This window comes from Hahella sp. NBU794 (assembly GCF_050749805.1).
Classification (GTDB): Bacteria; Pseudomonadota; Gammaproteobacteria; order Pseudomonadales; family Oleiphilaceae; genus Hahella.
The window spans coordinates 2,861,168-2,877,840 of sequence record NZ_CP192738.1; the positions used below are offsets into that span (position 1 = coordinate 2,861,168).

Sequence of the window (16,673 nt, forward strand, 5' to 3'; positions counted from 1 at the left end):
GAGGCGGCTTATGACTTAGCTTTCGATGGATGATTCAACTGTATTGGTCTGCTGAATCTTTTTCTCCAACGTGTGAAAGCTGCAGATGAGTTTTATCACGTAAACGAGGTAGGCGATGCTTAGTCCCAGCAAGACTAGTGACAGCAGCCCCATGAAGATGACGGTCGCTTTGTCCGGATATCTGACGGTTACTGATATCAGGGTGATGAAAAGCCATCCGCACAGCAGGCTGATGAAGACATAGCGTACCCGGTCCGCCAGCTGCGCCTCGCGAGCGTTGGCGTCGCCAAGGGCGCCTTTGACGGTTTGCGCCCAGCGGCTCAAGCTGCTGCACAGCCAGAAAATATTGAATACCGGAATCGCCATCAACCAGGCCATGTATTTGGGCGAATGGGGGCGTTTGGATTCAGGAATCACCCGCCACTGGACGTATGTCATCAACATCAGTGAAACCAGTGAATAAGTGGTGGCGAACAGGTAAGTGATCAGGATGTAGATCAGCTCGTCACTTGCGCCGTACATGAATGAGGACTTTTTCGAGAAAGCCAGAATGCTGGTGTATACGCTCATGACGCTGGCTGCGGCGAGGAGGGTAAGAGTAAATCCACCCAATGCCTTGGTGGAGTCTCTAAGTCTGTCCACTCTTTCCTTTTTGAAAAGCAGAAAGCCGATGAGAGTGATCATCATTCCTTGTTGAAAACCCCCGCCAATCGCTGAATACAAGCCGAAAATGAACCTGTCGTCGCTCGTATCCAAATAAAAAGTGAAGGGAAATAGCAAGTAATAAAGTGCGCTTGCAATCAAACATACCGCCAAGGCGACGACCAGCGCGCTGCTGCGGAAGTAGCGCAGTAGAATGATGGCGGCGAGGCTGTTAAAGGTAATTGGGAAAAGATTCTGCGCCAGAATATTGGCGAACTCCACGAATGTCATATCCATAATGGCGGGCTTTCTATAGCTGATAGGTTTTAATGATAGCCGGCGAGGATAAAGGATAGCGTTTCCAAAATAAAATTTCGCATGCATGTCATAGAGTTGTGAAAAGAAATCGGGGCGTAGACTAATCAATGAAGAGATAAGAGTGGGGGGAGTTTAGAAAGGCGGGGTCCAGAAAAACAAAAAGCGCAATATCCATATTGCGCCTTTTCCATTTGATGCTTCCTTTTGCCGGTTCCTGCGGCTCTTTTGCTATCCTTGCTGCAGTCCTTTGCGGGCTTTCCTTGCCGCGTTTTCGCATCCGTTGTGGCTATATTAGCCATGGCCTGGTAGGGAGGATAGACGACATATCTGCATTGTCTGTAGGATATCTCGTACACCCTGGCGTCCCGCCTGTTCATCCCTCAATCCTTCATCCCATCCAGCCTCGGTGTCCGTACCTGCTGTTGTCTGACTCCATTCAGTCGACGCGTCCGAGCGTTCGTGCTCCACAAAGAAAAAGACGCAACGTTCCATGCTGCGTCTTCCGTGTCAGATGCTTCCCTTGATGCCTATTTCCGTCGGCTTTGGTCGTCCTTGTTGCTTCCTTGCTTCATGTCCTTATGTGTCAGCGCATCCTCTTGGTGCCTATATTAGGATGGGGAGGGGTAGGAAAATAGACGCGATGTCTGCATTGCGTGTGAGATATTTCCTACATTATTCGGCATATGAGATTCTGCGCTCCTGCACGTAGCTGGGAGTAAAGCTGAAAAGCACGCCGGTGCCGCCCTCCGGCATGCGTTGAATAGACAACTCTCCGTGCAGGTTGCGGGTGCGCTCGCGCATGATGGCGAGGCCATAGTGGTTGAGCTTCTCTGGGTCCTCGGGAATGCCGACGCCATTGTCAGTGATAGCTAAAGTGACTTTTTTCATCGGGTCCGAATGCAACGACACCATGACCAGGTTGCCTTGAGAATGACGGACGGCGTTCTGCAGCGCCTCCCGCGTTATTTGCAGCAAATGAATTTCTTCGTTGGGGGAAAAGGGAATATCTTCCACCCGATAATCCAGCACGATTTTGACATTCGTGCTCTGCTCAGTCAGTTGCTCCACGGTATGTAAAATCGCCGCATGCAGGCCTTTTTCGGAAATGCTCAGGCGGAATGTGGTGAGCAGCTCGCGTAGCTGTCGATAGGCGGAGGTGATGCCTTCCTTCAGTTCTGTGGTAATGCCGTCAATCTGTTCGTCTTCCACCTGTTTGGATTGCAAGGCGCGGGTCAGGCGCGCCACCTGTATCTTTAGATATGAGAGGCTTTGCGCCAAGGAGTCGTGCAGTTCCCGGGCGATAACGTTGCGTTCGTTCATCAGAGACACCCGACGTTCCTGATCTCCCTGATTTTTCAGACTAAGAGCAACGGCGACCTGATCAGAGAAGGATTGCAATAATTGATGCTGCCAGCCTTCCAAAAACTGGCTGTTGTGCAGAGAGCAGACGATGACGCCATATTGCACGCCTTCCTTGATCAGTGGGTAACGTACCTGCACCTCGTCATTGTCCCGGCACACCTGGGCTTTCTCCACCATGCACTTTTCGCATTCCTGACGCTGACAGGTCGAAGGCAACTCCATCATGTAATCGTTGCGGATGTGCTCATAGGGAATCACCGCTTCGGGCGTTTTCAGGCACAGTTCGACGCCGCCGACGGCGGTAATGGTGGTGAGTTCCTCCAGCCAGGCCTGAAAATCAATATTTTCATGGGTTTTCTCGCTGACTTCCCGGGCCAGATGATAGAGAAAGTTCAAGGAATCATTGCTGCGCTTCAGTGCCTGGGTTTTGTTTTTGACTCGCGTCTCCAGCGACTCGTACATCTCCGATAACGCATCGCTCATCTGATTGAACGTCTCCGCCAGCAGCCCCAGCTCGTCGTCGTTTTTCACTTCAAGACGATCACTGAAATCGCCGCGGGCGATTTTGCGGGCGTTTTGCGTCAGGCTGCGTAAGGGCAGCTCGACATGATGATGGAGAATGAGCAGAGAGAAACTGACCAGGGCGAAGGTGAGAAAGAGGGCGCTGATTTGTATCAGACGCAGGTTTTCGATGCGATTCTCTGCGCGAATCTGATAGAGCTGCACCAGGTTGTCTATCTCATCAACAAACTTGTCGATCTTCTCGCCCAACTGGTCCGCAATGCGGCGGTCTGGGTTGCGGGCGTAGGTGGCGATAAAGCCGCTGACGTCTTTTTCCCATCGCTCTCGCACCTGCAGAAACTGATGGTGCAGTTCCGAGGACTCATCTTTCATGGCTTCCGCCACCAGCACGGGATTTTCGATGCGGTCAGCAAACTGGCGGGTCAGCGCTGCTACGAAATCCGCGGAGGGCGCATCCAGGGTCAGCAGTCGCGCCTGCATGCGGTAGCTCTGCATGCGCAGCGAGCCGGCGATATTTACCGCCTCCGCGTCTTTTTCCGCCGACTCGGAGATAAAGAATGACGCCAGCATGGTGATCATCGCCAGTGACACCATGGCGATCATCAACGCGCCCATTCGGAAGATCAGGGATTTCTGGAATCGCGCAATCATCGTTTCGAACTCCTTCCAGGGGGGAGTACTACCAAAGAACCGAGACCTGTCGTTAGCTCAGCCAATCTATGCATCCAATGTATAACTTATTGAAAAATATGAACAACGCTTTTTTCGCCTCTACCCCCTAAGAGGTATGCGCCAGAGTATGCTGACGCGTCCCCAAAAAACCGCTTTGATTTGCATCAATTATAGTCCCCCGGGCTCTCCTAGAATGAATTTGAAATTAAAAAACGACCTGTCTCTAACGCTGTGCTCCATGCTTCGAAGCAGGTTCTGATGAGGAGTCCGACATGAGCCATTTTCTGGATAGACTGCAGTTTTTCAAACGCAAAGGAGAGACTTTCGCGGATGGACACGGCGCCACCACCAAAGACGATCGTAGTTGGGAGGACGGTTATCGCCGTCGTTGGCAGCACGATAAAATCGTGCGCTCCACCCATGGAGTCAATTGCACCGGGTCCTGTAGCTGGAAGATCTACGTCAAAGATGGTCTGGTGACCTGGGAAACCCAGCAGACCGACTATCCTCGCACGCGTCCGGACCTCCCCAATCATGAGCCCAGAGGGTGCCCGCGAGGCGCCAGTTATTCCTGGTACATCTACAGCGCCAACCGGCTCAAGTATCCCAAAGTCAGACAAAGCCTGATCAAACTGTGGCGCGAAGCGAAGCAAAGGCACGATGACCCCGTCGACGCCTGGGAGAGCATTGTTGAAGATCCGGTTAAGGCCAAGTCCTACAAGCAGCGCCGTGGCCTGGGCGGATTCGTGCGCAGTTCATGGAATGAGGTTAACGAGATTATCGCCGCCGCCAACGTCTATACCGCGAAGCGTTATGGGCCAGACCGTATCTCCGGGTTTTCACCGATTCCCGCCATGTCCATGGTGTCCTACGCCGCCGGCTCCCGCTATCTGTCACTGATTGGCGGCAACTGCCTGAGCTTCTATGACTGGTATTGCGACTTGCCGCCAGCGTCTCCGCAAATCTGGGGCGAGCAGACGGACGTACCGGAGGCGGCGGACTGGTACAACTCCAACTACATCATCGCCTGGGGCTCCAATGTGCCGCAGACCCGTACTCCGGACGCGCACTTCCTGACAGAAGTGCGTTACAAAGGAACCAAGACCTGCGTCATCACTTCGGACTATTCCGAGTGCTCCAAATTCGGCGATACCTGGCTGGCGCCCAAACAGGGAACTGACTCCGCGCTGGCCATGGCGTTTGGCCATGTGATTCTGAAAGACTTTCACGTTGATAATCCCAGTGAATATTTCACTGACTACGTGCGCCGTTACACCGACATGCCCATGCTGGTCATGCTGCAAGAGCACGAAGGCCGTTACATTCAAGGTCGTTTCCTGCGCGCTTCTGACCTGTCCGGCAATCTGGGGCAGGACAACAATCCAGAATGGAAAACCATCGCGGTTAATGAAGCTACCGGCGAGCTGGTCTCACCCACCGGCTCTGTGGGGTATCGCTGGGGCGAGCAGGGAAAATGGAACATCCAGCAACTGGATGGGAAGTCCGGCGCGGAAGTGAAACTGGCGCTGAGTCTGAAAAATATCAGCGATGAAATCGCGCCAGTGGCGTTTCCCTATTTTGGCGGGCAGGAGCACGAATATGACTACTTCCAGCACACCGATCACGATGAACTGCTGATCCGTAAAGTGCCGGTGAAGCACGTGCAACTGGCGGACGGCTCCATGGTAAAAGTGGCCTGCGTATTCGATCTGACCGTGGCGAACTACGGCGTGGACAATGGCTATGACGACCCAGCCTGCGCCAAGGATTACTCCGACGATATTCCCTACACGCCGGCCTGGCAGGAAAAAATCACTGGCGTTCCGCAGGCGGACGTGATCCGCGTGGCGCGTGAGTTCGCCCGCAATGCGGATAAAACCCATGGCCGCTCTATGGTCATTGTCGGGGCTGCGCTGAACCACTGGTATCACATGGATATGAACTACCGGGGGCTGATCAACATGCTGATGCTGTGCGGTTGCGTCGGCCAAAGCGGCGGCGGTTGGGCGCATTATGTGGGGCAGGAGAAGCTGCGTCCCCAGTGCGGCTGGCTGCCTCTGGCGTTTGGGTTGGATTGGCAACGTCCGCCCCGGCAGATGAACGGCACCTCCTTCTTTTATAACCATGCCGACCAATGGCGCTATGAAAAACTGCAGATGACGGAAGTGGTGTCACCCCTCGCGGACAAAGGCAAATGGAGCGCCTCCATCATTGATTACAACACCCGCGCCGAGCGTATGGGGTGGCTGCCGTCTGCGCCGCAGCTGGGTATGAACCCGCTGATGCTGACCAAAGAAGCGGCGGTGGAGGGCATGGACCCGAAAGATTACGCCGTAAAACTGTTGAAAGAAGGCCAGCTGAAATTCGCCTGTGAGGACCCGGATAACCCGCAGAATTATCCCCGCAATATGTTTATCTGGCGCAGCAACCTGCTGGGTTCCTCCGGCAAAGGCCATGAATACATGCTGCGTCATCTGTTAGGGACCAAGCATGGTCTGCTGGGCAAAGATCTCGGGGAAATGGGGGAAACCAAGCCGGACGACGTGACCTGGCGCGACGAAGCGCCGGAAGGCAAGGTGGATCTGCTGGTGACGCTGGACTTCCGCATGTCCACCACCTGTCTGTATTCCGACATTGTGTTGCCCACGGCGACCTGGTACGAAAAGGACGATCTGAATACCTCAGATATGCATCCTTTCATTCATCCTCTGTCCAAAGCGGTGGACCCGGTGTGGGAAGCGCGCAGCGACTGGGACATCTTCAAAGGCATCGCCAAGCAGTTCTCCAAGGCGGCGCAAGGTCACCTGGGTGTGGAAAAAGACTTGGTGACCGTGCCGATTCTGCACGACACCCCGGCGGAAATCGCTCAGCCGTTTGGCGTCAAACACTGGTGGAAAGGCGAGTGCGACCTGATACCCGGCAAGACGGCCCCCAACATGGTCGTGGTGGAGCGGGACTACCCCAACACCTATAACCGTTTCACCTCAGTCGGCCCACTGCTGGACACACTGGGGAACGGCGGCAAAGGCATCAACTGGGATACCAAAGAGGAAGTGGCGTTTCTCGCCAAACTGAACCTGACTCACGACGAAGACAGCGCCCGCGGCGGTCGTCCCAAAATCGAAAGCGCCATCGACGCGGCGGAAGTGATTCTGTCCCTGGCGCCGGAGACCAACGGCCATGTGGCGGTGAAAGCCTGGGAAGCATTGGGGCGCGCCACTGGTCTCGATCACACCCACTTGGCGCGGCCGAAAGAGGAAGAAAAAATCCGCTTCCGCGACATCGTGGCGCAACCCCGCAAGATTATTTCCTCTCCTACCTGGTCTGGGCTGGAGGATGAACATGTGAGCTATAACGCAGGCTACACCAACGTCCATGAGCTGATTCCCTGGCGCACCATCACCGGACGTCAGCAGTTCTATCAGGACCATGAATGGATGCGCGACTTCGGCGAAACCATGTGCGTTTACAAGCCGCCGATCAACCTGAAAACCACCTCGCCGGTGATGAACAGCAAACCCAACGGCAACAAGGAGATCCTGCTCAACTGGATTACGCCGCACCAGAAATGGGGTATTCACAGCACCTATTCGGACAACCTGTTAATGCTGACTTTGTCCCGGGGCGGCCCCATCGTGTGGATGAGCGAAACCGACGCCAAGAAGGCCGGCCTGGAGGATAACGACTGGATAGAAGTGTTCAACGTCAATGGCTCCATCGCTGCGAGGGCGGTGGTGTCGCAGCGGGTGCCGGAAGGCATGGCGATGATGTATCACGCGCAGGAGCGGATCATCAACACGCCCGGAGCGGAGATGACTCAAACCCGGGGCGGCATTCACAACTCCGTGACCCGCGCGGTCATGAAGCCGACTCATATGATCGGCGGCTACGCGCAGCAGTCATACGGCTTTAACTACTACGGCACCGTCGGCTGCAACCGCGATGAGTTCGTCATCGTACGCAAAATGAATAATGTTGACTGGCTAGATACAGAGTGATTGGAGACAGATTATGAAAGTACGCGCTCAAATCGGAATGGTCCTGAATCTGGACAAGTGTATCGGCTGTCACACCTGCTCCATCACCTGCAAGAACGTATGGACGTCGCGGGAAGGGGTGGAGTACGCCTGGTTCAACAACGTGGAAAGTAAGCCTGGCGTCGGTTATCCCAAAGAATGGGAGAATCAGGAAAAATGGAAAGGCGGCTGGAAACGCGGCGCCGACGGAACTTTGAAGCCGCGCATCGGCGGCCGTCATCGGGTGTTGGCGAATATTTTCGGCAATCCAGACCTGCCGACAATTGATGAATACTACGAACCCTTCGATTACGACTATCAATATCTGCACACCGCGCCGGATCGCAAGCATCAGCCTACTGCGCGTCCGCGCTCGCTGATTGACGGCCGCCGCATGGAGAAAATCGAATGGGGGCCTAACTGGGAGGAAATCCTGGGTACGGAGTTCGCCAAGCGCCGCAAAGACAAAAACTTTGATCAGGTGCAGGCGGACATGTACAGCGAGTTTGAAAAAACCTTCCTGATGTATCTGCCGCGGTTATGCGAGCACTGTTTGAATCCCGCCTGCGTGGCTTCCTGCCCCAGCGGCGCCATCTATAAGCGGGAAGAGGACGGCATTGTATTGATTGATCAGGACAAATGCCGGGGCTGGAGGATGTGCGTCTCCGCCTGTCCCTACAAAAAGATCTATTACAACTGGAAGAGCGGCAAGTCCGAGAAATGCATCTTCTGCTATCCGCGTATAGAAAGCGGGCAGCCGACCGTCTGTTCGGAAACCTGTGTCGGCCGCATCCGCTATCTGGGCGTGTTGTTATACGACGCGGATCGCATCAAAGACGCGGCCTCCGCCGCCTCAGATCAGGATCTGTATCAGGCGCAATGCGATATTTTCCTGGACCCGCATGATCCCAAGGTGCAGGAAGCGGCGCGGGCGGAAGGCATTCCCCAGGCTTGGTTGGAGGCGGCCATGCAGTCGCCAGTCTACAAGATGGCGATTGACTGGAAAGTGGCGCTGCCGCTGCACCCGGAATACCGCACCTTACCCATGGTCTGGTACGTGCCGCCGCTCAGCCCGATCCAGAATGCGGTGGAGCAGGGACATGTGGGCATGAACGGCGAGATTCCGGACCTGAAAAGCCTGCGTATTCCCCTGCGTTATCTGGCCAACATGCTGACGGCGGGAGATGAGGCGCCGGTAGTGCGGGCGCTGGAGCGCATGATCGCCATGCGCGCCTACATGCGCGCCAAGCACGTGGATAAGGTCGAGGATCTGAAAGTCCTGGAGCAGGTAGGCCTGACCAAATCCCTGGTGGAAGACATGTATCGCATCATGGCCCTGGCCAACTACGAAGACCGCTTTGTGATTCCCACCACCCACCGGGAATACGCGGAGAACGCTTACGATCTCAAGAGCAGTTGCGGCTTCAGCTTCGGCAATGGCTGCTCCGACGGCGACAACCCGGTGAACCTGTTTGGCGGTAAACAGGCGACGGTGCGTCAGGTCATACCGGTACGGCAGGAGGATTAATCATGGTCATTTTGAAGTTGATATCCCGGTTGTTGGATTACCCCACCGAGGAACTGTATACAAGTTCGGCGCTTGTCAGAGGCTTGGTTAAGGATGACCAGCTTCTGACAACCTTAACCCGGCGACGGCTGGAAAATTTTATCGACGATTTTTTCAGTCGCGATTTACTGGATTTGCAGAGTGAATACGACGGCCTTTTCGAACGCGGTCGGGCGGTATCCCTGCACCTGTTTGAGCACGTGCATGGCGAATCCCGGGACCGCGGGCAGGCCATGGTCAACCTGCTGCAACAATATCGTGAGGCGGGCTTGGAAATCAGCGTGCGCGAATTGCCGGATTATCTGCCGGTCTACCTTGAGTTCGCCGCAACGCAGGAAGAACAGGCGCGAGGATGGCTGCAGGACGTGGCGCATATTCTTGCTCTGCTGGCGGCGCGTCTGGAAGAGCGTGACAGTCCTTATGCTCTGTTGGTCCATGCGTTGATCGAGCTTGCCGAGGTGGATGTGAATCTGGCGTCGCTGCGCGAACAGATCAAGGGCGAGGAGCGTGACGACACACCGGAAGCCCTGGATAAAATCTGGGAGGAAGAAGCGGTGACCTTCACCCAGGACAACGCCATGAACAGTTGCGGCGACGCGCGTTATCGTCCGGCGGCGAGTCAACGCAAAGACGACGTCATGCCGGTGCAGTTACTGGACCCTGCAGCGCTGGCCGAGCGCCAGTCCAATCTGGGTTGAGGAGAAATATCATGAACTATATCAATACACTTCTGTTTTCCGTTTATCCCTACATCGCGCTGGCGGTCTTTTTCGTAGGCAGTCTGATTCGTTATGACAGGGATCAGTACACCTGGAAAACCAGCTCCAGTCAGATTTTTGAAAGTCGTCAATTGCGCATCGGCAGCATCCTGTTTCATATCGGCGTCATCGCCATCCTGGCGGGACACTTCGTCGGTTTGCTGACGCCGAAAGCGGTATGGCATGTGCTGGGTATTTCCGCCAGTTTCAAGCAGGCCATGGCGATGGGCATTGGCGGGCTGTTTGGGATTATCTGCTTCGCCGGGCTGACCATTCTGATCAAGCGCCGTCTGACCAATCCGCGGGTACGCGCCAACTCCAGCAAAATGGACATCGCGATTTTGTTGCTGCTTTATGCGCAACTGATTCTGGGATTGCTCAGTATCTTCGTGTCCTCAGGTCACATGGACGGGACCGAAATGCTCAAGCTGATGAGCTGGGCGCAATCTCTGGTGACCTTTAATGCCGCGGATGCAGCGGCGGCGGTCAGCAGCGTGCATGTGATCTATAAGCTGCATATCTTCCTGGGCATGACCCTGTTCCTGCTGTTTCCGTTCAGCCGGCTGGTGCATGTGTGGAGCGTTCCGGTGCGCTACTTTACCCGCAACTATCAAGTCGTTCGGGCGAGATAGAGATCCTTTCCGCGACGCCCGCCCCGACCCTTCCTGAATTGTGGAGGGCAAGGGGCGACCTGCAAGAAGCACAGTGAGGAAGACCATGAACACAGACATCAGCGTAAACGGCGTTGCAATCTCTGAGGCGGCGATGTTTCAGGAAATGCAGTATTTTCCTTCGGAAAGCCAGGAGGACGCATTGAATCAGGCGGCTCGCGCCTTGATCGTCAGCGAACTGTTGCGCCAGCGTGCGCAGGCGCTGGAGATGGATACAGAAGGGCTGTCACAGGATGAAGTCATTGATCAACTGTTGCAACGAGAAGCCTCAGTCCGTGAGCCGACAGCGGAGGAATGTGAGCGGTTCTATCGCGGCCACCCAGAACAGTTCTCTTCGTCTCCGTTGGTGGAGGCCAGGCATATTCTGCTGGCGGCGGCTCCTGATGACGTCAAGGAGCGCTCATTGAAACTGGAGCAGGCCAAGGCGCTGATTGAGCGATTGCAATCAAACCCAGAACAGTTCGCCATGCTGGCGCAGAAGTTTTCAGCCTGTCCTTCCAAAGAGCAGGGCGGCTCCCTGGGGCAGTTGTCGCGTGGGCAAACCGTGGCTGAGTTTGAGGCGGCGGTGTTCCGTCATGATCATGGTTTGCTCGCCAGTCCCATAGAGAGCCGATACGGCGTTCATGTGGTCTGGGTGGAGCGCAACATTCCTGGCGACCTTTTACCGTTTTCTTATGTTGAAGAAAAATTGCGCAGTTATTTGCGGGAGCTGGCTGAGCGCCGGGCGATTGTGGATTATTTGCACAGACTGGTGGAGGCGGCGGAAATTCACGGTTACCGTTTTGCGCAAGATGGATCTCCATTGCTTCAGTAATATTTATTATTTATTACAAAGGGTTATGTCTCATCATGCCGGGTGGGGCTGGCCCTGATGCAGCGGGGCTCGTCACAATAAATTATCCGTAAGCAATTAAACGCTCGTTTAGCGATTAAATTAAGGTATAATTGCGACCCCGTGGCCAGGTACGTTTGGCTTTTCGGGTTCTCTTCCAATATCGAGGCGACAGGAACATAGCCCTCGACAGAGCAGAAAAGCAAACGCTTCTCGCCAGGGGCGGACGCACTTATCTTTGACCTTTCGCCCAAATCCTCCATAATCGGCGGCGGTTTTATCGCTTGTCACCAGATTTTGATTTTCTTGCAAAGGCGCGATTGTAATGACTGTAAAAAAGGCGGATGTGCTGCTAGTTGGCGGCGGTGTTATGAGCACGACCCTAGGGACGATGCTGATGCAGTTAGACCCATCCTTAAATATCGTCATGGTGGAAAGACTCGATCATGTCGCTCACGAAAGCACATACGGCTGGAATAATGCAGGCACAGGCCACGCTGGATATTGTGAGCTGAACTACACCCCGGAAAGCGGCGACGGCAATATCGAAATCACCCGGGCGCTCGCCATCAACGCTTCTTTCGAAGTTTCGCTGCAGTTCTGGAGTTATCTGGTGGAGCGCGGCGGACTGCCCAGTCCAAATGAATTCATCAACACCTGTCCGCACGAAAGCTTTGTCTGGGGGGAGTCGGACATCGCGTTTTTGCGCAAGCGCCATCAATTATTGAGCGCTCATCATCTGTTCAAAGACATGGAGTTCAGCGACGATCCCCGCACGCTGCAGGATTGGATGCCGCTGGTCATGGAGCATCGCGATCCCATGCAGAAAGTGGCGGCGACGCGCGTTCGCTACGGTTCCGACGTGGATTTCGGCTCTCTGACCCGCAATATGGTTGAGCATCTGCAAAAGAACGCCAACTTTGAGTTGCTGCTGAGCCATCCGGTGAAGAGCCTCAAGCAAAAGCAGGACGGCCGCTGGACTGTGCAGCTGTCCGACAGTCGCAATGGTGGAAGCAAAACCATCGACACCGGATTCGTATTCCTGGGCGCCGGCGGCGGCGCGCTGCCGTTGCTGCAGAAATCCGGCATCCCGGAAGGCGACGGCTACGGCGGTTTCCCGGTCAGCGGCCAGTGGCTGGTGTGCAAGAAGCCGGATATCGTCAAACGCCATTACGCCAAGGTGTATGGTAAAGCGGCCATCGGCGCGCCGCCCATGTCGGTTCCGCATCTGGACACCCGCATCATCAACGGCGAGCCTGCGTTACTGTTTGGGCCGTATGCCGGATTCACCACCAAATTCCTGAAAACCGGCTCTTCCTTTGACCTGTTTGGCTCCATCCGCGCCAACAACTTTGGTCCGATCATGTCCGTGGGCATCAACAACATGGACCTGACCCGTTATCTGATTAAAGAAGCGATGCAATCGCATTCAGATCGCGTGAAGTCGCTGCTGAACTACTTCCCCGAAGCGAAAGAAGACGACTGGACGCTGGCGGAAGCCGGACAGCGCGTGCAGATCATCAAACGTGACGCGCAAGGCCGCGGCAAACTGGAATTCGGCACCGAGCTGGTGGCTTCCAAAGACGGCTCGCTGGCGGCGCTGCTGGGCGCCTCGCCCGGCGCTTCTGTGGCGGTGAAGGCGATGGTCGACGTGATCGAGCGGTGCTTCAAGGACCGTTTGGGTAGCGCAGACTGGAACGCCAAACTGAAGGAGATGATTCCTTCTTACGGCGAGTCGCTGGTGGACGATGCAGAGCTGCTGCACAGCGTACGCGCCAGAACCCTGTCTGTGTTGGGACTGGATAAAAAACGTATGTAATGGCTGTTGTGCGGTAAGCAAAAAGCGCCGCTGAAGACATGAAAAGGGTTGCTGCTGCGACCCTTTTTTTATGGGTGAATTTCGGGCATAAAAAAGCCGCCTTGGGGCGGCTTAGATTGTCTTGTGGAGACGTTACTGATTCGCGCTCGCCTGAGATTGCGTAGTGAGGTTCTTCAGATAGGCCGCATTCTCCGGCTTGTCGTTTTCTTCTGCATAGGTCAATGCCGTGTCGCCAAGGCCGTCCACCAATGAGGGATCGGCGCCCGCCTTGATCAATAGTTCCAGCATGGCGGCGTCAGCATGCTGGGCGGCGTGCATCAACGGACTGCGCAAAGTGCGGGTGATGTTGTAGCGGCAATCGTACTGCACCTCAGGCCCGGATTTATAGCGATGATTCACCTCCGCGCCTGCGTCCAGCAGGGTTTGCGCGGACTCAGGCAAATTAAACTGAATAGCATAATACAGCGCTGTTTTGCCGAAGCCGTTCTGATAGTTGACGTCCGCGCCTTTGTTGAGCAACAAACGCAGATTGTCGGGATTATGCACGGCGAAGAACAAAGGGGGTTCATCACCCTGGTTGACGTCCTCAATGGAGTCCAGCAGCGCTTTAACGATCTCTGTCGGCAGCTCTAATCCTAAAGCGGCGTTTAATGCTTGCAGGCGCGCGCTTTGGTCGGCGTCGATGATAAGTTCACGCACGGTCTCCAAGGTTGGCGCTTTCTTGTTGAACATCAACGTCGCCAGCGGCGCAACGGTATGATCCTGGCTGCTGGGATAGGCTCCCGCCGCACGTTGCAGGAACAGGTCCACGCCGGCTTGTGCGGCGGCGTGCGCTTTGGCGTCGTCCATATCGAAGCGGCTGGCGTAATGAGCGGCCAGATCGGACTCCGCCTGCTGCATCACTTGCAGGTATTCATCGTAATAGGGCAGGTTGTAGATGCTTTCCAGGGACCAGTAGCGTAGATAGTCCAAAGTCGCCGCGCGATTGCGCGCTCTGTCATTTGGTTCGATGCGGGCCAGATTCACTTCCGGCGCGAAACCCGCCTCCAGCAGTTCAAAGTGATAATAGCGCCACTGGGCGTGAATAATGGTGCCGGTGCAGAGCTGAGATCCCTGTTCGCTGCGAAAAGCGGCGCTCAATGTCTTAAGAGACTGCAAAAATGGCTGTTCAGCCAGGCTCTCCGGACACTGGTAATCCACATCCAACGGGCTGCCGCCGCCAGACCCTAGATCCGGGTCTTCAGAAAACACGCGCGTTGGTTGCGCCCGCATTTCCTCGCAGGTCAGTTTGCCATCTTCGTAGGGTCCCAGGGTAAGAGTAAAAGGCAGCTTCTTACCCGAATGAGTCCAGTATCCCTTGATTTCGTTGGGGATCACCGCGCCAGCGTTGTAGCTGTGGCCAGCGATGATGGTAGTGGTGAAGCTGCCGTCAAAGTTCTCTTCATCTTTGCCCTTGGGGGCGCTGCTTTCCAGATGAATATTCGAGCCCTGAATGCCCCCATGCAGTTCGATGGCCGTTTTGTAGCGGTCGTAAAAGTAGCCGCCTTTTATGGAACCGTTTTCTTCAATCGACAGCGTCATGGTGATCGGGTACTGATCGATGACGCCGTAGTATTTGCTCTCAGCCGCCAACGCCGATGAAGTTGCGCCTGCCAGAATTAACGCAGACGGAACCAGACGGGCGAGCCGCGTCAGGGAGTTCAGCATGCGGCGGGGCCGCGCGCACAAGAGTTGGTTTGGGGATATTTTGTTCACAACTACTGTCCTGGTGTTGTAACCGACTGCGGATATTGCCGCTTCAGACGGCGCTCCAGTTTTCCGCAATATATAAAAATGTGGGACCCGGATCATAAACCCTAAATGGGCTTTTATGCAGTAAATTTTCGTAATTTCATTAAGTTAGTGGTTATTTACGGCATAGGGCGAAGCGTATTTTTAATCAGTCCTGAGCGTCAAGAGGGAAGATTGCGGATGGTAAGAGTGAGGGCGATGGAAGGGGAATGAAAAAAGGGAGCGTGTGAAGCGCTCCCCCGTTGGCTGTTCATCTCAACCGATGCGTATTAGGGCAGGACGAATTCGAAAGAGCCCAGATCGCAGTTCTCAACGCCGTCGCCATTGCCGTCTTTTGGACGCACTACACGACGCTGGTCAGTTCTGGCGCAAAGGCCCATACCCGCGTCAATCGCCGGGCTGGTTTCACGCAGACGGTGAGTTTTGGTCAGGCCGCTGTTATCCATCAAAGGATAGAGCACCTGGGTGAACACGTCTTCGCTGGCCACTTCCATATCCGCCTTACAGTTGCCTGCGCCGATGCCGGTCATCAGGCCCTTGTTGCGGTAGGACACGCCGTAGTCCGCACAGTCGGCGAAGCCGCTGTTGTCGAGCAGGTGGTTGCCGAGCATCAGGCTGTTGCGCACGTTGACGTCGCCGTAGTTGTAGAAGCCGTGGCCCGTGTTGTCCGCCAGGGTGACGTGGACGACTTTCATGGTGGCGACGCCTTGCAGTGTCGGGTTGGTGACGCCGTTCACCAAGGTTGCGCCATTTTCACCCAGAGCGATGTTGCCGCTCAGTGTGCTGTTGCTCAGCCACAGATCAGCTGCGTCATCGTTCAGGAACGCGGAACCGGTGGAGTCAGCGACGTTATTGGCGAAAGTGGTGCGGGAAATGTCCGCTACGCCGCGGTTGTAGATCGCGCCGCCCGCGCCGGTCAGGCTCTCGTTCTCGGAAGAGTTGTTTTCGAAAGTGGTTTCACGCACGAACAGGGAGCCGGTGTTGTAGATTGCGCCGCCGTGAGCTTCATCGCCTTGCGCGCGGTTGTCGTCAAGGATGGACTGATAGATGTCGAGCATGCCTTCGTTGGAGATGCCGCCGCCGTTGCCGGGATTCAGTTCGCCCTTGGTGACGTTGCCGGTGATGCGCATTTGACGCAACATCAGTTCGCCGTAGTTCTCGATGCCGCCGCCGTAATCACGCACGTTGCCGTTACGGATGGTGAAGCCGCGCATTTCCACTTTGACTTCTTTCAACACTTCGATGGCGCGGTCCAGACCGTCCGCGTCGATGATGCTGATGTCGATGCCCTGACCCTCGATAACCAGATCATCCAGGATGTCCAGATCGCCGTTCAGGTTTTCGTCTTCTTCATCCATGGCGCTATCGGCTGGGATGGATAATTTGTAGACGCCTGCGTCCAGGATGATTTTATCCGGGCCTGCATTCTCGTTAGCCTGTTGGATAGCTTCGCGTAATGAACAGTCGCTGTCGCATACGCCGTCATAGCCGTCGGTGAATTTGGTGACTTGGAAGCTGGCTGCGCCTGCTGGGGCGGCAACGATGAGAGCGCCGAGGGTGAGTGAAGAGGTTAGCCGGGAGTAGCTTTTCGCTAATTTGTTATTCATGTCATTCCTTCCTTAGTTTTGATGTTGGCGCGGTTAGATACCCCTTTAACCACGCGGGCGTAAATATACTGGTTTAAAAAACAAAAGAGTAGGTAA

General features: G+C 55.2%; 10 protein-coding genes. 6 read left to right on the plus strand and 4 right to left on the minus strand.

The window, feature by feature from the left end:
* Positions 1-15 precede the first annotated feature (15 nt).
* Positions 16-939 (minus strand): hypothetical protein, encoded by a 924-nt coding sequence (locus ACQYWX_RS12795; protein ID WP_431689032.1) that lies wholly within the window; start codon positions 937-939, stop codon positions 16-18.
* Between the two features lie 693 nt (positions 940-1,632).
* Entirely contained in the window at positions 1,633-3,495 is a 1,863-nt protein-coding gene (locus tag ACQYWX_RS12800; RefSeq protein WP_431689033.1) for a HAMP domain-containing protein, read from the minus strand.
* Positions 3,496-3,788: 293 nt separating this feature from the next.
* On the opposite strand from ACQYWX_RS12800, the gene ACQYWX_RS12805 reads away from it, so the two are divergent.
* The 6 genes from ACQYWX_RS12805 (at position 3,789) to mqo (ending at position 13,179) form a co-directional block, all read left to right on the plus strand.
* On the plus strand, positions 3,789-7,514 hold the full coding sequence (locus ACQYWX_RS12805) for a nitrate reductase subunit alpha (RefSeq protein WP_431689034.1): 3,726 nt from the start codon (positions 3,789-3,791) through the stop codon (positions 7,512-7,514).
* A 13-nt stretch (positions 7,515-7,527) separates the two neighbouring features.
* Positions 7,528-9,060 (plus strand): nitrate reductase subunit beta, encoded by a 1,533-nt coding sequence (gene narH / locus ACQYWX_RS12810; protein WP_431689035.1) that lies wholly within the window; start codon positions 7,528-7,530, stop codon positions 9,058-9,060.
* Positions 9,061-9,062: 2 nt separating this feature from the next.
* Positions 9,063-9,797, plus strand: a complete 735-nt coding sequence (gene narJ, locus ACQYWX_RS12815) for a nitrate reductase molybdenum cofactor assembly chaperone (RefSeq protein WP_431689036.1) — start codon at positions 9,063-9,065, stop codon at positions 9,795-9,797.
* 11 nt (positions 9,798-9,808) lie between these two features.
* Positions 9,809-10,489, plus strand: coding sequence for a respiratory nitrate reductase subunit gamma (gene narI / locus ACQYWX_RS12820; protein WP_216738047.1), 681 nt, complete (start codon positions 9,809-9,811; stop codon positions 10,487-10,489).
* 85 nt (positions 10,490-10,574) lie between these two features.
* Positions 10,575-11,342, plus strand: a complete 768-nt coding sequence (locus tag ACQYWX_RS12825) for a peptidylprolyl isomerase (protein ID WP_279507083.1) — start codon at positions 10,575-10,577, stop codon at positions 11,340-11,342.
* Between the two features lie 343 nt (positions 11,343-11,685).
* Positions 11,686-13,179, plus strand: coding sequence for a malate dehydrogenase (quinone) (gene mqo, locus ACQYWX_RS12830; protein ID WP_431689037.1), 1,494 nt, complete (start codon positions 11,686-11,688; stop codon positions 13,177-13,179).
* A 132-nt stretch (positions 13,180-13,311) separates the two neighbouring features.
* Here mqo and ACQYWX_RS12835 read toward each other — a convergent pair whose 3' ends face one another.
* Positions 13,312-14,934 (minus strand): ankyrin repeat domain-containing protein, encoded by a 1,623-nt coding sequence (locus ACQYWX_RS12835; protein ID WP_431689038.1) that lies wholly within the window; start codon positions 14,932-14,934, stop codon positions 13,312-13,314.
* Between the two features lie 305 nt (positions 14,935-15,239).
* The gene (locus ACQYWX_RS12840; protein WP_216738043.1) at positions 15,240-16,577 is read right to left on the minus strand and encodes a CSLREA domain-containing protein; all 1,338 of its coding nucleotides are present in this window, start codon (positions 16,575-16,577) and stop codon (positions 15,240-15,242) included.
* Positions 16,578-16,673 lie beyond the last annotated feature (96 nt).

Bases quoted from the DNA above. Each gene is read 5' to 3' on its own strand.
- ACQYWX_RS12795 (WP_431689032.1), bottom strand. From the start codon at position 939: ATGGATATGACATTCGTGGAGTTCGCCAATATTCTGGCGCAGAATCTT.
- ACQYWX_RS12800 (WP_431689033.1), bottom strand. From the start codon at position 3,495: ATGATTGCGCGATTCCAGAAATCCCTGATCTTCCGAATGGGCGCGTTG.
- ACQYWX_RS12805 (WP_431689034.1), top strand. From the start codon at position 3,789: ATGAGCCATTTTCTGGATAGACTGCAGTTTTTCAAACGCAAAGGAGAG.
- narH (WP_431689035.1), top strand. From the start codon at position 7,528: ATGAAAGTACGCGCTCAAATCGGAATGGTCCTGAATCTGGACAAGTGT.
- narJ (WP_431689036.1), top strand. From the start codon at position 9,063: ATGGTCATTTTGAAGTTGATATCCCGGTTGTTGGATTACCCCACCGAG.
- narI (WP_216738047.1), top strand. From the start codon at position 9,809: ATGAACTATATCAATACACTTCTGTTTTCCGTTTATCCCTACATCGCG.
- ACQYWX_RS12825 (WP_279507083.1), top strand. From the start codon at position 10,575: ATGAACACAGACATCAGCGTAAACGGCGTTGCAATCTCTGAGGCGGCG.
- mqo (WP_431689037.1), top strand. From the start codon at position 11,686: ATGACTGTAAAAAAGGCGGATGTGCTGCTAGTTGGCGGCGGTGTTATG.
- ACQYWX_RS12840 (WP_216738043.1), bottom strand. From the start codon at position 16,577: ATGAATAACAAATTAGCGAAAAGCTACTCCCGGCTAACCTCTTCACTC.